We start from the raw sequence: 16,285 nt of genomic DNA on the forward strand, positions 1-16,285 counted from the left end.
CTTTACGGGCGCATTTCCACGGCTAAAAGCCGAAAATTTGCGGGTAAGTTTGGGCATATGCACGGGAGACTGTGAGCATTTTCACGAAAGTAAGGTAAAATGTGATCTGTACAGGAAATAGTCGGATGGGGTGTAGGGGAATATCCCGGTCTTCACTTTGTGAGGAGAAAAGTGGGCACAATGAAGCCAATCCGTTAGGCTAGTGTTTTTAGAAAGTGCTTGGTGAACAGCCGGAGTGGGATATGTTGCGCGTTATTGATACCGAAACTTGTGGATTACAAGGCGGCGTCGTGGAGGTGGCCTCGGTCGATATTGAAGACGGAAAAATCGTCAACCCGATGAGTGATCTGGTGAGGCCAGACCGTCCTATCAGCCATCAGGCGATGGCAATACACAAAATTACCGAGGCCATGGTGGCCGATAAACCGTGGATTGAGGAGATCGTTCCACGTTATCACGGCAGTCAATATTATGTGGCTCACAACGCCAGTTTTGACCAACGCATGTTGCCTGAAATGCAGGGCGACTGGATCTGCACCGTGAAACTGGCGCGCCGTTTATGGCCGGGAATTAAATACAGCAACATGGCGCTCTACAAATCTCTCAAGTTGCAAGTGGCAACGCCTGCGGATCTGCATCATCACCGCGCACTGTTTGACTGCTACATCACCGCCGCGTTACTTATCCGCATCATGGAAGAATCAGGCTGGACGCCCGAAGAAATGGTGACCATTACCGGGCGCCCTGCTTTAGTCAGCACCATGATGTTCGGCAAATATCGCGGCAGGAAAATTGCCGAAATCGCTGAAGACGACCCGATGTATTTGCGCTGGATGCTGAACAACATCAAAGAACTCACCCCTGATTTACGCATGACACTGAAGCATTATCTGGAAGGGCAATAACCTCTGAATTTATGATATTTCCCGGCATCTGCTCACGGCCGGTTACCCTAACCTGAGGTAGCCGGTTGATAGCGGTCAAAACCGCCGCTGAACGATTGAATTTAGCAAATTCTGCCGTAAACCTTAACCCGGCACAAATTATAGAGGGAGTTGATCCGTTCAATGCAAAAATCCAAAGAATCACTTTTAACTTTAGCTTTTCGTTTGCAAGTCATTCTTATTTATCTTTCTGTTTTGGTCATAACTCCGAAAAACAACTATTTATTCAATATCATTGCAATAATAGGTGTTCTGGCTTGTTTAGCTTATCTTTTTTGGGAAAAAATTTCAGGACCTAAGATCCGGGCGTTATTTACCAGAAAGTTTGTTAAAAAACAGCCACGGAAGGCCAGGTTTCTCTATACTCAAAATGAAACAATCAGTTTATTGAGCCTCAGCTCAATGTGCTTTTTTTTCATCACTTGCGTCGTAATAAAATTTTGGCATTCAGCATCCGCGACAACGATAGGGACACTCAGTGTCGTGACGTTGTTGAACATGTACTTTTCACTTTATTATCTGATATCACATCTCGACGAAAGATATAAATTAATCATAAAATTTTCCACAAACGTTTTGAAATTTTCCTGGATATTGATTTCCACCTATTGTTATTTTCTGGCCAGAAGTATAATGATGGAGACAAGTGATATACCCTATGAGCAAACAGTCAATAAAGTCAGTGTATTAGGTTACGCCGCCCTACTCTACAGCCTCATGTTTAGCGCACTTTTTGTATTCATTACTTTACCTCTCATGTCGTTGAACCTCAAAGAAAAACGGCAGCGTTTTGGAAGGTATATTGTACCTAAGCAACAAACATCCACTATATTCCTGACATGCTTTAGTATCGGTTACATATTTTTCATTGCGTATACTGTTAACACTAACATTGTCATGAAATATGTATTCCACAGAACAATGCCTCTCGATTCACGGACAACGTTCTATTGCAACAAACATTACATGATAATCCCAGGCAGGCCAGATGCTCTATTTATGACTGTGGGACCAGGTGATTACAGAATGGCCATACCCCGGAATTATGAATACGCCTTTTCACGACTCAAATGCACCGACACGCCCCCTTATTACATGCTTGTAGCAGTAAAAAGTGCCGAAGACCTTATGAAGGAAAGTCTTTTGTCTAAAGGGGAGGCTTTCCAAAATGATATTAAGGCTGCTGTAAAAAACTGATATTTCATCCGGGAATCTTCTGTTAACGGAAACCGGAGCATTCATGGCTGCATCCTGTTCATTGGCAGGGTAGTTTTTTTATTCCTTTTTCATGCTCGCCCGGCATACACTCAGCACCAGTTGCCGTAGCCAGCGGTGCGCCGGATCAACATCTGAGCGGGGATGCCACATCTGGGAAATGGTGATTTCGCGGGTTTTTAACGGCAACTCGAAAGCATACAGCCCGTCAGGTTCGGAAATTAGAAATGAGGCAGGGATCAGCGCCACCAGATCGGAATTTCGCGCAATCGCCAGAGCGGCGGAGAAACCCGGCACCACAGCGGCAATTTTACGTGTCAGGCCAACCTCGGCCAGCGCGTCATCTACCGGGCCAAATGTGTTGTTACGGCGTGAAACGACAACGTGTCCGAACGACACATACGCCTGTGCGGTAATCCCCTTCCCTGCTGCCAGCGGGTGGTCTTTTCTGACCACCCCCATAAACCTGTCGCGGAATAACGTCTGTAAAAGAATTTCCGGCCCCATTTCGCCTAAAACGCCGATCTCAAGATCGACCCGTCCTTCCCGCAACGCATTTGAGTTTTTTTCCGGTTTGGACATAAATCGTAAACATACGGAAGGGGCAGCCTGCGCAGCGGCGCTGATCATCGCGGCACCAAACGACACCACAAAACCATCGTTGGAGCGGATCAGGAAAGTACGCTCAAGCCGGGATACGTTGAAATCAGCGGAAGAAGGCCGCAACAGGGCACGCGCCTCAAAGGCCGCATTTTGCGTACGCTGGCGTATTTCTTCAGCATAAGGCGTCAGTACCATATTTCGCCCGGCGCGCACCAGCAGTGGATCGCCGGTGGTAGCCCGCAGGCGGCTGAGTGTGCGGCTCATGGCGGAGGCACTTAATCCCAAACGGCGGGCAGCACCGACGACACTTCCTTCAGTCAGGAGCACATCGAGGGCAATAAGTAAGTTCAGATCGGGTTCATTCATCCCGCCATACTAGCGCAGCGATAAAAATGAGAGAAGGCGTTTGGTGCAGGTATTTAATGCAGATGCTGCGTCTTCCGCACTTTATTACCTGCCGGTATAGTTGCAAAACTCAATATCAATAAGGCGAATGCGTAATGGAATTATTTTCCGATAAACCAGGCGATGAAGGATTACCGGGCCGCGAACGCGGATTCGCGATGGCCGCTGTAATGATCATGGCAACGATGGCAGTATTCGACGGCTCAATGGTCAACATCGCGCTGCCGCAAATCGCACGGGCGCTGGATATTTCAGCAGGCGCAGCGGTGTGGGTGTCGAACGGTTATCTGCTGTCGGCGTCCATGACGCTGGCAATCTTCGCCGCGCTGGCCAGTCACATCGGCTTTCGCCGGCAGTTTGCCGCCGGGCTGACAGTATTTACCCTGTCCTCTCTGGGCTGTGTGCTGTCAACATCCCCCGATATGCTGATTATCATGCGGGTGCTTCAGGGCATCGGTGCGGCAGCCACACTGAGTATCGGCCCGGCGATTTTCCGTTCCGTGTTCCCCAACCGTCTGCTCGGGCGAATACTGGGGCTGAATGCCCTGATAATTGCCACCAGCACCGCCGTCGCGCCGGTTCTGGGCGGCACAATACTTTCCGCGATGAGCTGGCAATGGCTGTTCGCCATTAATATCCCACTCGGCATTATTGCCGTCGTTATTGCGCTGCGCGTGGTGCCATCAAATCCGTCCGGCACGCCACAGCCGTTTGATACGGCGGGTGCAATTTTATCGGCGGTGGCCCTGGGCGCGCTGATTATGGCCGCTGAATCCTTTGCGCGTCCGGGAAATGACGAACTTGCTACCGCCATAACCTATGGCCTGACAGCGATCATCACAGGCGTGGCCTTTGTCTGGCGTCAGCGCCGCGCGCCGAAACCGCTGCTGCCGCTCGGCATGTTTGCCTCTGCACGGTTCACGCTGGCGGCCTTCACCTCGCTGGCCTCTTTCGTCAGCCAGGGGATTACTTTTGTCGCGCTGCCGTTCCTGTTCCAGAGCGTGTACGGTTACAGCGCCTTCGTTTCCGCGTTGCTTTTCACGCCGTGGCCGCTGGGGATCATTCTGGCGGCACCGCATGCAGGACGCCTTGCCGACCGCTATCCCGCAGCTATTATTTCTACTGTGGGTCTGGCAATATTTGCGGTGGGATTATTATTACTCACGCAACTCCCTGCGCATCCACAGGTTTGGGATATCGGCCTGAGAAGCTTTATCTGTGGTGTGGGCTTCGGTTGCTTCCAGAGTCCGAATAACCGCGAAATGCTCGCTAATGCCTCTCGCGAAAACAGTGGTTATGCCTCCGGCGTACTGGCCATTATGCGCACCTTCGGCCAGTGTCTCGGTGCCGCCTGCGTCGGCGTTATCCTGACAATTTATTCAGCCAGGAGTGTGTTGCAGGAAGCCCAGGCAGTACAGGTCAGTTTATGGGTGGCGGTGATTGCGACGGTTGTGGCGATGCTGATCAGCATCAGCCGCTTGCGAGGTCAGCGTGGACACTTGCAGGCGGAGAAATAATGGAAATAATAGATAACCTGATACTTAAGAGAATCACACCTTGTCCCGTTCCCAGCGTTTGCTTGATTTAATTCAGATCCTCCGCCGTCACCGGTTTCCGGTGACGGGGTTAACGCTGGCAGCAGAGCTCAATATCAGCGTCAGAACGCTCTACCGGGATATCGCAACATTACAGGAACAGGGCGCCAATATTCAGGGCGAGCCGGGGCTGGGATACATTTTGCAACCCGGCTTTATGCTTCCTCCCCTGATGTTTTCCGAGGATGAAATCCAGGCGCTGGTGCTGGGTTCCCGCTGGGTCTCCAAACGTAGCGACGGGCAACTGAGTGCGGCAGCAAAAAACGCGCTGGCCAAAATTGCAGCGGTTCTTCCCGAAGATCTGCGCATGTCCCTGGAATCGACAACCTTGCTCATCGGCCCTGCAGACAATTCTGGCGCAGATGCAGCGTTATTGCCGCAAATCCGTCAGGCAATTAAAGACGAACGTAAGATTGAAATTGTTTATCGCAGCCTGAAAAATGAAAGTTCCTCACGGGTGATCTGGCCCTTTGCCCTCGGTTATTTCGAACAGGTTCAGATACTGATCGCATGGTGCGAGTCGCGTCAGAGTTTTCGTCATTTCCGCACCGACTGCATTATCTCTCTTAAACGGCGAGATGAGCGCTACCCGAAACGGCGTCAGAGATTGCTGAAAGAGTGGCAGGACAAGGAACAGATTTCACCTCAGTAACCCGAATCACTACTGACAGAAACTGGCAGTGGTGGCCACTAAGATACTCAGTAACAGACATCAAACCGGATGTCTTTTCATTCCTGAGGGGCCACTGATGATTGATTCAAACTTCGTTATTTTGTACGTCAACAATCCGCAAGTCAGTACGAAATTCTATGAAAGTCTTCTTGAAAAACAGCCCGTTGAATCTTCACCTACTTTCGCCATGTTTATTCTGCCCTGCGGAATGAAACTGGGGCTTTGGTCAAAACATACTGTCGAACCCGCCGCTCAGGGTTGTGCCGGAAATGGCGAGCTCGTCTTTCCTGCCGACAGCAATGAACAGGTCGATGCTCTTTACTCTCTTTGGCGCAACAACGGGCTGGACATCTTACAGCAGCCGGTTGAAATGGATTTTGGCTATACCTTCCTCGCGTTGGATCCTGACGGGCATCGCCTGCGGGTTTACCGGTTGTCGATGGAGTAAATAACGCAACCCAGAGCGCCCCCGGGTGCTCTGCTTAAATCAACGCGGTCAGCCCATGCGCCGGAACTTTCCCAATCACCTGTTTCAGGATATGTTTATGTCGAAACAAATCGGCGCACGTCTGATGGTTATCCCTGAAGTCATACTGTTGAAGGATAAATTCTATGCTGGAACTGAGACCTAACTGTGAGTGTTGTAACACCGATCTGCTGCCTTCCGCCGACGCAAGGATTTGCTCATTCGAATGCACATTCTGTGTATCCTGTGCCGAAGACAAACTTCACGGGATATGCCCCAACTGCGGCGGAGAACTGGTTGCCCGTCCGCGCAGACCGGCGAACAAACTGGCAAATAATCCGGCCTCCACCACGCGGGTCTTTAAGCCTGAGGGCTGTGCTTCTTAGTGAACGTTATCCGCACGTCAGCGTTTCAGCCGCTGGCGTGCCCTGATGAAAAATAATCTGCCAGCCAGTTCCTCGGGCATTCGTCCAGCAAGATGCGCGTAACGTGTAACGGCGGTTTTCGTTGCCTCTGTTCAGAAAGGTTTTATACGTCAGGATCACACAACTTTCATTAAGCGTCTGTAGCTGAAAACCCTCTGCTTCAAGCCTTAAATCCTGCGTTTCAGCAGTCAGCGCCGCCACTGTTTGTTGCCGGTCAACCATCACCCCCGAACGCGTGATTTCCCTGAAATCCGGATGCAAAACCTTTTCCAGCCATAATTTGTCTTTCCGCCGGACACCATGGAGACTGCATTCCAGTGCCTTAATTTCATCCAAAACAACAGTCATCGGTCTTCTCCTTACTTCAGGATATATATAAACGCGTCTGTTTCCTGAAACTGAACTAAAGTTATCCTTCTCCTGCTACTCCCGCTGCATAAGGGAGTTAAAGAATTCCATAACACTATTATTAAAAAGGATTTTTATGCCCCGCACCACTTCTCTGGTTTCGTTATCTGCACTGATCGCCTCGGTTTTTCTGCTCACCGGCTGTCCGCCCCCACCTGATTTAACCCAGTGGCAGCGCCCTGGCAGCACCATAGATGACGCGCGTGTTGCAATGGGACAATGTGGCGTTCCGCTGCCGGGACCGGAACCTGATTTTACCGCTAATGAAACGGTGCTGTATTACCAGTGCATGGAGGGGAAAGGCTTTACCTATAAGCATGATTTTCATATCTGTGATGTCCACAAAAGCACACCGGCGTGCATTGAAAAACAACAGGGACATCCGCTCAGCCAGAAACAACTTGATGCTTTACCTTTTCTTGCTGATAAAGGATTTTATCCGATTAAACCGGGTTCAGGCGTCGTAGAATCCCAGCGAATCAGCTGGCGTAAAGCGGGCGCTTCGTTACATTTTTCACATGAACTTGAAAATGATCGCCTCGCCATCAGCGTCATGTACGAATGTGGTTACCCGGAACCTCTGGGCTCCCGCCCTTTCGAGCCGACGCTAATGCAGGCTGCAAAAATCCAGCAATGCATGTTAGACAGAGATTTCGAGCCGAAAGATAAACTCATGCTGGTTTGCCGCAATTATCCGCAAGTGACAAGCTGCCGGAAATAGCGAAACCTATGTCCAGATTTCCCTGCCATCGGGCATGATCCAGACAATTCCTGCCGGTGATCGGGCTAAAAACCAGTAACCGGTATCATCGAGGTCGTCAAATTCATCCTCTGAATTCCCCCGGGGCCACGCGTCTTTTAACTGCTGTAATTGCCGGGCATGGGTTCCGCTAAGAAATTCACCGTTACAAGCCAGTCTGATTTCCCCTTCACTCATCAATCTTTCCAGCAAGGTAAAAAACACCTCAACCCGAAAGGCATCGTTGTCAGGAATGTGCGCGCATTCGACACTGATATGTTGCCAAACGGCCCCCATTGAAAGCCCGCAGGCACTTTCTGAAACAGCATCACAGACTGTTTTAATTTCCATTACCAGAGCCTTTATTATTCAAATAATTTGGATATTAACAGCAAAACACTCCGCTATTCATCCTGCGGCCAGTGTCCATATCTGTCATAACGCGTTTTCCTTGCTATTTTATGATGAACGATACTTCCCAATATCTAAAAACTAAAGACTCATCGGTCTATCACCCGCAATATTCATCGAAATTGTTCGGGTAACTTCAGACAGGAGAAATAAAATGTATTACGCCTCACGCAACGTGCAAATCCGTAATATAAAAGCAGGCCAGAATGTGGTGATTTACGAACCCGCTAATGTGTATGACTGCACTTTGCATGACGACGTTTTTGTCGGACCCTTTGTGGAAATTCAGGCCAACACCAGCATCGGACGGGGGACAAAAATCCAGTCGCATACCTTTATTTGTGAATATGTCACTGTCGGGGAAAACTGCTTTATCGGCCACGGTGTGATGTTTGCTAATGATATGTTTAAAACCGGCAGGCCTGATGCGGAACGAAACTCATGGGCCAGAATTCACGTGGGTAACGATGTTTCCATTGGCAGCGGTGCGACCATTCTGGGCGTCACAATCTGCGATGGTACAGTGATTGGTGCAGGAAGCGTAGTGACGAAAGACATCACGGTGAAAGGCGTTTACGCGGGAAATCCGGCACGGTGGTTGCGGGCGTTGTAGCTCGTCTGGTGGGAATTTGCACTGAAAAATATACGGCATATGAATTATCGGTTGTTCCGGGGGAAATCCTCACACTGGAGAAAAAGCTCAATGGCTGGTTCTGGGCATGTAAAAAATCCGGGGAATCAGGCTGGGTGCCTGAAGAAAACGTAAGGAACATCATCGCGTGAAGGCTAAAGTTACCCGCGCGGTCGTGACAAAAAAGGCCGCTTTCGCGGCCTTTCAAATTTCAGATCTTATGACACCTGATTACTTAGCGTCAGCATCTGGCAGTGCGTAAGCGATGATGTAATCGCCCAGTTTGGTGCCGAACGAACCGTGACCGCCTGCTGCGATAACAACGTACTGTTTGCCATTCACAGAGTAAGTCATCGGGGTCGCCTGGCCGCCTGCTGGCAGACGTGCTTCCCACAGTTTATCACCGTTGCTCATGTTGAACGCGCGCAGGTAGTTATCTGCGGTTGCCGCGATGAAGAACACGTTACCGGCGGTAGAAACCGGTGCGCCCAGCATTGGCATACCCATTTTGAACGGCAGCGGTAATGGTGAGCTGTCGCGCACGGTACCGATACGTTTTTTCCACACGATATCGTTGGTTTTCAGGTCAACACCGGAAATGTAACCCCATGCAGGCTGTTTACATGGGAAGCCCAGCGGAGACAGGAACGGATTCAGCGTCACGCCAAATGGCACGCCGTACTGCGGCTGAATACCCGTCTCGGTACCGGAACCGCCTTTATCGTTCGCATCTGGCTCGATCGGATTGCCCGGACCGCGCGGGATCAGTTTAGACACAAATGGCAGGGCGATCGGGTTAGCAATAGCCACCTGACGGTCTGTATCCACAGAAATACCGCCCCACTCGAACATACCGAGGTTACCCGGGAATACCAGGGTGCCCTGCTCGGATGGCGGTGTGAAGGTGCCTTCATAACGCAGTTTGTGGAAGATCACACGACACATCAGCTGGTCGTAGATCGTCGCACCCCACATGTCTTTGCCAGTCAGCTTAGCTTCAGGACGGAAGGTCAGTTTCGAGAATGGCTGAGTCGGAGACACATGGTCACCTTTCGCTGCACCTTGCGGAACAGGTTTCTCAGGGGCATCGACAATCAGTTTACCGTCACGGCGGTCCAGCACGAAGATGTTACCGGTTTTGGTCGGGACATAAATCGCAGGAACTTTGTTGCCGTTCTTGTCAGTAATATCAGCCAGAGTTGGCTGCGCCGGAACATCCATATCCCACAAGTCGTGGTGAACAGTCTGATAGAACCAGGCCAGTTTACCGGTGGTCGCATTCAGCGCCAGCAGGCCGCTCGCATAACGTTCCATCTCCGGTGTGCGGTTACCGCCCCAGATATCCGGCGTTGCCACGCCAATTGGCAGGTAAACCAGATCCAGTTTGTCATCATAAGCCGCAGGTGCCCATGAGTTCGGGGAGTTTGGTGTGAAATGCTGGCCATCAGCCGGCAATTTATTCGGTTCAGCAGCACCCGGATCGAAAGCCCACAGCAGTTTACCGGTTTCAACATCAAAGCCACGGATCACGCCGGAAGGCTCGCGGTTTGAGTAGTTATCGGTCACCGCACCGGCCACGATAATCACTGATTTGGTGATGATTGGCGGTGAAGTTGGCTCATAGTGGCCTGGTGTCGCATAAGGCATGTTGCCTTGCAGGTTCAGTTCACCATTGTTACCAAATGCCGGGCAACGTGCACCGGTTTCGGCATCCAGCGCAAACAGACGACCATCGTTGACAGGCAGAATGATACGACGGGAACAGACAGCAGGCGCGGCGCCGTTAGTCGCGTTACCTTCTGCTGCTGGCGTGGTCTCATGGTAAGACACACCGCGACAGGTGACGTGCTGGAAGGTTGGGTTTGGTTTCAGCTCAGGATCGAACTTCCACTTCTCTTTACCCGTCGCGGCATCCAGAGCAAACAGCTTCTGGTGCGGTGTACACAGGTAAAGCATGTCGCCGATTTTGATTGGCGTCACTTCGTCAGTGATTTCGCCCGGATCGTTCGGGGTCTTCAGATCACCGGTACGGAAAGTCCAGGCTACATCAAGCTTGCTGACGTTTTTATCATTGATCTGGCTCAGTGGCGAGTAACGGGTACCGCCCTGAGTACGACCATACGCCGGCCAGTCGCCATCCGGAATGCCGGAATCAGATTTTGCCGGAGCAGAATCCGCCGCTTTGAGGGTGCCGTTAATAACCTGCGGGTCGTTGAAGATGGAGTAACCCAGCACAATAACCGTGAACAGCAGAGAAACGGCCAGCGCGCCACGGGCGAAGCCATTCTTCGCCAGCATCTGGTTATATACGACAGGCAGCAGGATCCACAGCCCCAGGAAGAAGGTGACGTCCAGACGCGGCGTCAGTGCCCAGAAATCGGTGCCCACTTCCCATACAGCCCAGACAGTGGTGCCGAACAGGAAGATTGCATAGAGCAATAATGCAGACGAGCGGCGGCGGTAGAGCAGCCACGCAGTCACCAGCGAAATAACACCGGCGATAATGTAATAAAGAGAACCCCCTAATTTTGCCAGCCAGATACCGCCGACAAGAAGATAAATCCCGCTTAACGCGGCGAACAAAGCGGTAATTATGACGACGATGCGTGATAACGAGGCTTTCGTTTCCATAGTTGATGACCTTACTGATTTTTTATAATCGTCGATTCAGGGACGACCTGAATCTTCAAGAACATCCGGTTCTCACCGGGTGTCATTCCTTGCAGGTGCTGCCTGCGTCAGGAATTGCAGGTAACAGGCAACACTGCGTGGTTCGTGTTGTTACTGACTGAACGTTCTTACTGTTCGTAAAATGCTTGCGGACTGTAAATTATTCGAAACTATAAGAAAGCGTAGCGCCGCCACCGTAATTCCTGCCAGGCGCAGGTTCGTAATAACGCCCATTGCCTTCATTGACGATCACAGAACCGACATAATTTCTGTCAAACAGATTGTCGACGCGGGTAAACAGATCAAGCGTCACGTTACTCCAGTTGAAGCGGTACCCCGCATTCACGCTGGCGACGGTATAAGCCGGTGCCTGTTCACTGTTTTCGTCGTTCACTTCGATGTCGCTCATGTAGCGCACATCGGCACCCGCATGCCAACCTTCCGGCGGCGCCCACTCAAGGGAAGCGTAGCCCATGTTGCGCGCAATTCCAGGCAGACGGTTGCCTGCGGGTGTGCAATCGCCCGCACCACAGGTCTCGTTGCGGAAGGTCGCATCGAGTAGCGTCCAGGCCATTTTCACGCGCCAGTTCTCTTCAATTTGCTGATCTAACGACAATTCCAGACCACGGCGACGGGTCTTACCCGCGTTGGTGTAGCTCGAACGTCCACCGACACTTTTTGCCACAATCAGCTCATCATCGGTATCAGTCTGAAATACGGCTGCGGTCACTAAACCGTTACCCACGCGCCATTTGCTGCCCAGCTCCACGGTGTTACTGGTGGAAGGCTCCAGCCCCAGATTCAGGCCAGACTGGCCGTCACTACGGTAAGACAGTTCATTAATGGTCGGCGTTTCGAAACCACGACCGGCAGAAATATAGGTGTTCAGTGCCGGCGTTACGGCATAGTTCAGGGACGCCATCGGCAGCAGTTTATGATAACGGCGCGAACCGCTGTCATCAGGATTGCGGCCGGTAATGTAATAATCCTGCGAGTCGAAACTGACCGTGCTGTAACGCGCACCGGCATCCAGCGTCCAGCGCGATGTCAGGTTCCACGTGGTTTGCAGATAAGGATCGAGGTTCCACATGACGTTCTTTTCGTTACGACGCTCGTCACCTTTGACGCCCAGATCGCCTTCGCTGTTGAAATTTTCATAACCGAAACGACGTTCAGTCATGGTTTCATAATCCAGACCGCCGGTGACCGAGAACGGCACAGAACCTAGTTGATCGTCATGTTTCCAGCGGGTATCCACACCCGAATATTTACGTTCAAGAACAATCACCCCGCCCGCGTTCAGCGGATTTTTCTGCGATGCCGCAGGAATCGTCTGGTATTGCGTTGTGTGACGCTCGCCGTGATAGGTCATCAGGCTGAACTCGTCGTTTTCGCTCATCTGTCGCTGATAGCGTAATCCGACCTGGGTCTGATCCAGACTCTTACGGGCATTGTACTGATCGGCACGTTTAGCCTGCTTCGGGTCATCGTGCCATTCAGATTCTGTCAGGCCGCCCGGATCATTGGCATCTACGGACACGCTGTTAAACATCAGCGTCAGGGTACTGGCATCATCAATACGCACGCCCAGTTTGCCATTGCCGAGATTTTTCTGCGTACCACTGTGGTCGCGGTAACCGTCAGTGGTGAAACGGGAACCGGAAATCAGATAATTCACATCACCGGCATGCGTGCCGTCTCCGGTTGCGCCGCTGGCTTTAATGCTGTTACGAAACGATCCATAGCTGCCGAAATACGTACCCGCTTCCAGTTTGGCAGGCTGTGAACCCGTTTGGGTATCGACATTCACCACGCCGCCTGAAGAATTGCCATACAGTGCCGAAAACGGCCCGCGCAACACTTCAACGCGGTCTACGGAATTGAGATCAATATTAGACGTTTGCCCCTGTCCGTCCGGCATGGTGGCCGGAATACCATCAACGTAAATACGCACGCCGCGCACGCCATACATGGAACGGCTACCGAATCCGCGAACAGAAAGTTGCAAATCCTGTGCATAGTTCTGGCGGTTTTGAACCTGTAAACCGGGGACGCTGCCGAGACTTTCAGAAAGATTGACCTGGGCTTTGCTGTTTCTGAAATCGTCGCCATCAATGACGCTGACCGCAGCCGGCGTATCGAGTTCGGAGAGTTTCCCGGTACTTTCACGCTTGATGACCATCAGTGTTGATGAACCGGAACTGTCACCGGCATCCTCTTTCGGTAACGCCGTCGAAGACTGGGCATAACTGACAGATACCGGGTTAAAAAATGACAGAAACGTGATGATAAAAGCAGAGGTTTTGGCGTTCACTTTATGATTTCTTTTGTTTTACGTTAAAAGGTTGAGTCAAAAAAATACGACGCATCTCTCAATTTTGGACATAAGAAGTAGACATAAATCGACCAATCTGATTGAGAGCCGTGAAGGGGCTCACTATAGATTTTTTCTTCCTGTTAGTACATACGCAACTTTACAAATATAACTTTTTAACAAAATACCGCACGCAGTGTACATCTGGGCCCGATTTCACATTCCATCTCCGCGCAAAATACGGGGTTTTATTCGCCTGTACCCGTTTTTATTACCACAAAAAATAAGAATCTGCTTTCATTCGAAAAATCGCCCTACCCTCGCCTGTTATTTATCCGCGCCCCGGTGGTAACGATTACATAATATATAACCACTTGATTATTATCATATCTCTGAAAAACGAAAAAGACACCAGACACGTATTTATCAGAGAAGACTTTCAGTGGGCTAATTCCGCTTCGTCTTTCGAAACCCACGCGAAAATGCAGGCTACAGAATAAATATAGACCATTCTTTTAAGACGGCGACATATTGATCGCCGTTTTTTCAGACGATCCGTTTCGCATAATGAAACCCGACCTCTTTACAAAACATATAAAATGGAAAATTCCCGCCACGCCTAAAATACCCGCAAATAATGCCGGGGAAACGTTTTCACAGCGCCTTTCGGGGCCTGCGGCTTCTGCGGCTTTATGACGTTTTTGTCATCCGCACGTCATTCCTCTGTCAGAGCACCGCGCTCAAAGTGGCCTCACACACTGAGTTTCATTTCTGATCACAGTAAAAGAGGTCATGCCATGCGTTTACGTTTAGTTTCAACATTGTTGTTTGCCGCCACAGCGGCGTTCGGTTCTCAGGCAGCCAACGCTGCGCCGGTGAAAAATATTGTGCTGGTTCACGGCGCGTTTGTCGGCGGTTCAGGCTGGCGTCCGGTGTACGACATCCTGACGCATGACGGCTATAAAGTGACACTGGTGCAGGAGCCACTGACGTCTTTCCCGGATGACGTCGCCGCCACCAAACGTATTCTGGACAGGCAAAACGGTCCGGCGATCCTGGTCGGTCACAGCTACGGCGGCGCTATCATTACGGAAGCAGGGAATGATACGCACGTCGCGGGGCTGGTTTACATCGCAGCACATGCGCTGGATAACGGTGAAACGGAAGCGATTAACGGCAAGAAATACCCGAACTCTGCGCATCCGTTTGTGAAAACGCCGGACGGTTTCCTGTACATCAATCCGGCCAATTTCCCGTCTGATTTCGCCGCAGACCTGCCGCGCAAACAGGCTGAATTTGAAGCGCAGGCACAGATGCTGACGTCCGCCAGCGTATTCACGGCAAACATTCCTGATCCGGCATGGAAAGTGAAACCAAGCTGGTACATGGTGGCGAAGTCCGACAAGATCATTAATCCTGATTTAGAACGTATGTACGCCAAACGCGCGCACAGCCACACCGTCGAAATCGCCGGTGCCAGCCATTCGGTTTATGAATCACATCCAAAAGAAGTGGCCGCACTGATTGAGCAGGCGGCAACAGGGGCGGTGAAGTAAAGGCAGGAAACTCGCTCCTCTACGCCCTGCGGGTAAACGCGATCATCAGGGATAGGGCATAGACCACACAGCCCAGAAATGCAGCGGGGGCGAGGCTGTCAAACAGATGTCCGGGTTGGGCATCTGAATACAATACCAGTGCCACGACGGAAATCCCCATCATGGCACCCGGTACGTGGATCCAGCGGTTCAGGCGTTCCTTTTGCGCCTTGTAGGCGGCAAATTCCTGATTTGTCCGGTCAAGCGCGTCGCTGAGACGCTCACAGTCTTCTTCGTTATCACGCAAACGCTCGGCCAGACAGCTGTTTTCCTCTTCCAGATCCGCGATTTGCTTCTTCAGTTTTGCCTTTTCGTTTTTCGCACTCTGCCCTTCATACTCTTCGAGTTTCAGACTGGCACGAAGCTGTGTGATTTTACGGTTCGCCTCAGCCGTCAGTTCTTTCTGTTGCCCGAGCAGGGCGTAATTCCCGTCGGCACGACGGTTAGCAGCGTGGCGTTTATCCTCTTCCTCACGCATCTGGCGTTCCGACTCGGTTTCCAGCCGGCTTAAACGCTGTTGCAGCGTATCGCGCGCTGCCGCCATCGCAGCCATCTGACTGCCGGTATAAGCAATCAGCCGGTTTGCGGCATCCAGTTCTGCGGAGTTTGAATTGCCAGTCGCCCGCTGGCGTGAGCGCAACAAGGTCAGTTCATCGGCGTGCTGCTTTTTCTGTATATCGGCCTGGCGCAGCAGTTCGCTGATTCGCGTATTAAGACGTGATAATTCCCCTTTCATCCGCTCAACGTCTTCTGTATTGCCGCCATGTGTTTGGTTGCGTGCAACGGCCAGTTCATGTGTCAGGCTGCGGACCTGTTTTTCCAGTGAAAGGAGTTTTTCGAGCGTGACGGCGGTGTCTTTGTAAACAGTTTTTACTTTTGTTTTCTCTGACTCGGCGCGGCTGAAACTGACGCCTCTGAGTGCGCTCTCTACTTCACGGGCAATGGTCATTTTATCCATGGCCTTCATCCGGTTGCACGCGCTGGCCAGGAAAGTGGCCGCTTCGTTGCCGTTACCGGTTCCAAATGCTTGTTTGATAAGGCTCTGTATCACGCTCATGGTTAACGCACTCACTTGCCGTAAAAGTCAGGACACGCCCGTTGTGCACCTGTTTACTCATTGTATCAGATAGGATTTATTTTATTTACAGGAGTTATTTTACGCGAGGTGAGTACAGCAGGATCCGTGGATTT

Annotated in this window: 16 protein-coding genes; 10 read left to right on the top strand and 6 right to left on the bottom strand. The window is 51.2% G+C overall.

Going from position 1 to position 16,285, the window contains the following annotated elements:
• The first annotated feature begins 242 nt into the window (after positions 1–242).
• A complete protein-coding gene (gene exoX, locus J1781_RS19015; protein ID WP_217219041.1) occupies positions 243–905 on the top strand; it encodes an exodeoxyribonuclease X in 663 nt (220 codons plus the stop codon).
• Positions 906–1,067: 162 nt separating this feature from the next.
• Positions 1,068–2,141, top strand: a complete 1,074-nt coding sequence (locus J1781_RS19020) for a hypothetical protein (RefSeq protein ID WP_217234019.1) — start codon at positions 1,068–1,070, stop codon at positions 2,139–2,141.
• Between the two features lie 78 nt (positions 2,142–2,219).
• Here J1781_RS19020 and J1781_RS19025 read toward each other — a convergent pair whose 3' ends face one another.
• A complete protein-coding gene (locus J1781_RS19025) occupies positions 2,220–3,128 on the bottom strand; it encodes a LysR family transcriptional regulator (RefSeq protein ID WP_129953349.1) in 909 nt (302 codons plus the stop codon).
• Positions 3,129–3,262: 134 nt separating this feature from the next.
• Here J1781_RS19025 and J1781_RS19030 point away from each other — a divergent pair, with 134 nt between their 5' ends.
• From J1781_RS19030 to J1781_RS19045, 4 genes are all read left to right on the top strand, one after another.
• The gene (locus J1781_RS19030; RefSeq protein ID WP_217218865.1) at positions 3,263–4,684 is read left to right on the top strand and encodes an MFS transporter; all 1,422 of its coding nucleotides are present in this window, start codon (positions 3,263–3,265) and stop codon (positions 4,682–4,684) included.
• Between the two features lie 40 nt (positions 4,685–4,724).
• Positions 4,725–5,414 (top strand): helix-turn-helix transcriptional regulator, encoded by a 690-nt coding sequence (locus tag J1781_RS19035; RefSeq protein ID WP_217218864.1) that lies wholly within the window; start codon positions 4,725–4,727, stop codon positions 5,412–5,414.
• A gap of 97 nt (positions 5,415–5,511) precedes the next feature.
• On the top strand, positions 5,512–5,883 hold the full coding sequence (locus J1781_RS19040) for a VOC family protein (protein ID WP_217138793.1): 372 nt from the start codon (positions 5,512–5,514) through the stop codon (positions 5,881–5,883).
• A gap of 164 nt (positions 5,884–6,047) precedes the next feature.
• Entirely contained in the window at positions 6,048–6,287 is a 240-nt protein-coding gene (locus J1781_RS19045; RefSeq protein WP_129953351.1) for a DUF1272 domain-containing protein, read from the top strand.
• Between the two features lie 6 nt (positions 6,288–6,293).
• Here J1781_RS19045 and J1781_RS19050 read toward each other — a convergent pair whose 3' ends face one another.
• Positions 6,294–6,674, bottom strand: a complete 381-nt coding sequence (locus J1781_RS19050; protein ID WP_217218863.1) for a nuclear transport factor 2 family protein — start codon at positions 6,672–6,674, stop codon at positions 6,294–6,296.
• A gap of 136 nt (positions 6,675–6,810) precedes the next feature.
• On the opposite strand from J1781_RS19050, the gene J1781_RS19055 reads away from it, so the two are divergent.
• A complete protein-coding gene (locus J1781_RS19055; RefSeq protein WP_129953353.1) occupies positions 6,811–7,455 on the top strand; it encodes a hypothetical protein in 645 nt (214 codons plus the stop codon).
• Positions 7,456–7,461: 6 nt separating this feature from the next.
• On the opposite strand, the gene J1781_RS19060 is transcribed toward J1781_RS19055, so the two are convergent.
• Complete coding sequence (locus J1781_RS19060; RefSeq protein WP_217218907.1) at positions 7,462–7,824, bottom strand: DUF596 domain-containing protein; 363 nt, start codon at positions 7,822–7,824, stop codon at positions 7,462–7,464.
• Between the two features lie 214 nt (positions 7,825–8,038).
• On the opposite strand from J1781_RS19060, the gene J1781_RS19065 reads away from it, so the two are divergent.
• Both J1781_RS19065 and J1781_RS26365 read left to right on the top strand, forming a co-directional pair.
• The gene (locus J1781_RS19065) at positions 8,039–8,497 is read left to right on the top strand and encodes an acyltransferase (RefSeq protein WP_217218908.1); all 459 of its coding nucleotides are present in this window, start codon (positions 8,039–8,041) and stop codon (positions 8,495–8,497) included.
• 8 nt (positions 8,498–8,505) lie between these two features.
• Positions 8,506–8,667, top strand: coding sequence for an SH3 domain-containing protein (locus J1781_RS26365; protein WP_240783454.1), 162 nt, complete (start codon positions 8,506–8,508; stop codon positions 8,665–8,667).
• A gap of 79 nt (positions 8,668–8,746) precedes the next feature.
• On the opposite strand, the gene J1781_RS19075 is transcribed toward J1781_RS26365, so the two are convergent.
• Entirely contained in the window at positions 8,747–11,146 is a 2,400-nt protein-coding gene (locus J1781_RS19075) for a glucose/quinate/shikimate family membrane-bound PQQ-dependent dehydrogenase (protein WP_129953356.1), read from the bottom strand.
• 199 nt (positions 11,147–11,345) lie between these two features.
• Positions 11,346–13,499, bottom strand: a complete 2,154-nt coding sequence (gene pqqU, locus J1781_RS19080; RefSeq protein WP_129991105.1) for a TonB-dependent receptor PqqU — start codon at positions 13,497–13,499, stop codon at positions 11,346–11,348.
• 797 nt (positions 13,500–14,296) lie between these two features.
• On the opposite strand from pqqU, the gene J1781_RS19085 reads away from it, so the two are divergent.
• Entirely contained in the window at positions 14,297–15,055 is a 759-nt protein-coding gene (locus J1781_RS19085; protein ID WP_217219546.1) for an alpha/beta hydrolase, read from the top strand.
• 19 nt (positions 15,056–15,074) lie between these two features.
• On the opposite strand, the gene J1781_RS19090 is transcribed toward J1781_RS19085, so the two are convergent.
• A complete protein-coding gene (locus J1781_RS19090; protein WP_217219547.1) occupies positions 15,075–16,151 on the bottom strand; it encodes a hypothetical protein in 1,077 nt (358 codons plus the stop codon).
• Positions 16,152–16,285 lie beyond the last annotated feature (134 nt).

It is taken from the genome of Rahnella perminowiae (assembly GCF_019049695.1).
GTDB lineage: Bacteria > Pseudomonadota > Gammaproteobacteria > Enterobacterales > Enterobacteriaceae > Rahnella > Rahnella perminowiae.

What these genes read in the sequence shown, in the direction of transcription:
- exoX (WP_217219041.1), top strand. Translation starts at nt 243, where the DNA reads ATGTTGCGCGTTATTGATACCGAAACTTGTGGATTACAAGGCGGCGTC.
- J1781_RS19020 (WP_217234019.1), top strand. Translation starts at nt 1,068, where the DNA reads ATGCAAAAATCCAAAGAATCACTTTTAACTTTAGCTTTTCGTTTGCAA.
- J1781_RS19025 (WP_129953349.1), bottom strand. Translation starts at nt 3,128, where the DNA reads ATGAATGAACCCGATCTGAACTTACTTATTGCCCTCGATGTGCTCCTG.
- J1781_RS19030 (WP_217218865.1), top strand. Translation starts at nt 3,263, where the DNA reads ATGGAATTATTTTCCGATAAACCAGGCGATGAAGGATTACCGGGCCGC.
- J1781_RS19040 (WP_217138793.1), top strand. Translation starts at nt 5,512, where the DNA reads ATGATTGATTCAAACTTCGTTATTTTGTACGTCAACAATCCGCAAGTC.
- J1781_RS19045 (WP_129953351.1), top strand. Translation starts at nt 6,048, where the DNA reads ATGCTGGAACTGAGACCTAACTGTGAGTGTTGTAACACCGATCTGCTG.
- J1781_RS19050 (WP_217218863.1), bottom strand. Translation starts at nt 6,674, where the DNA reads ATGACTGTTGTTTTGGATGAAATTAAGGCACTGGAATGCAGTCTCCAT.
- J1781_RS19055 (WP_129953353.1), top strand. Translation starts at nt 6,811, where the DNA reads ATGCCCCGCACCACTTCTCTGGTTTCGTTATCTGCACTGATCGCCTCG.
- J1781_RS19060 (WP_217218907.1), bottom strand. Translation starts at nt 7,824, where the DNA reads ATGGAAATTAAAACAGTCTGTGATGCTGTTTCAGAAAGTGCCTGCGGG.
- J1781_RS19065 (WP_217218908.1), top strand. Translation starts at nt 8,039, where the DNA reads ATGTATTACGCCTCACGCAACGTGCAAATCCGTAATATAAAAGCAGGC.
- J1781_RS19075 (WP_129953356.1), bottom strand. Translation starts at nt 11,146, where the DNA reads ATGGAAACGAAAGCCTCGTTATCACGCATCGTCGTCATAATTACCGCT.
- J1781_RS19085 (WP_217219546.1), top strand. Translation starts at nt 14,297, where the DNA reads ATGCGTTTACGTTTAGTTTCAACATTGTTGTTTGCCGCCACAGCGGCG.
- J1781_RS19090 (WP_217219547.1), bottom strand. Translation starts at nt 16,151, where the DNA reads ATGAGCGTGATACAGAGCCTTATCAAACAAGCATTTGGAACCGGTAAC.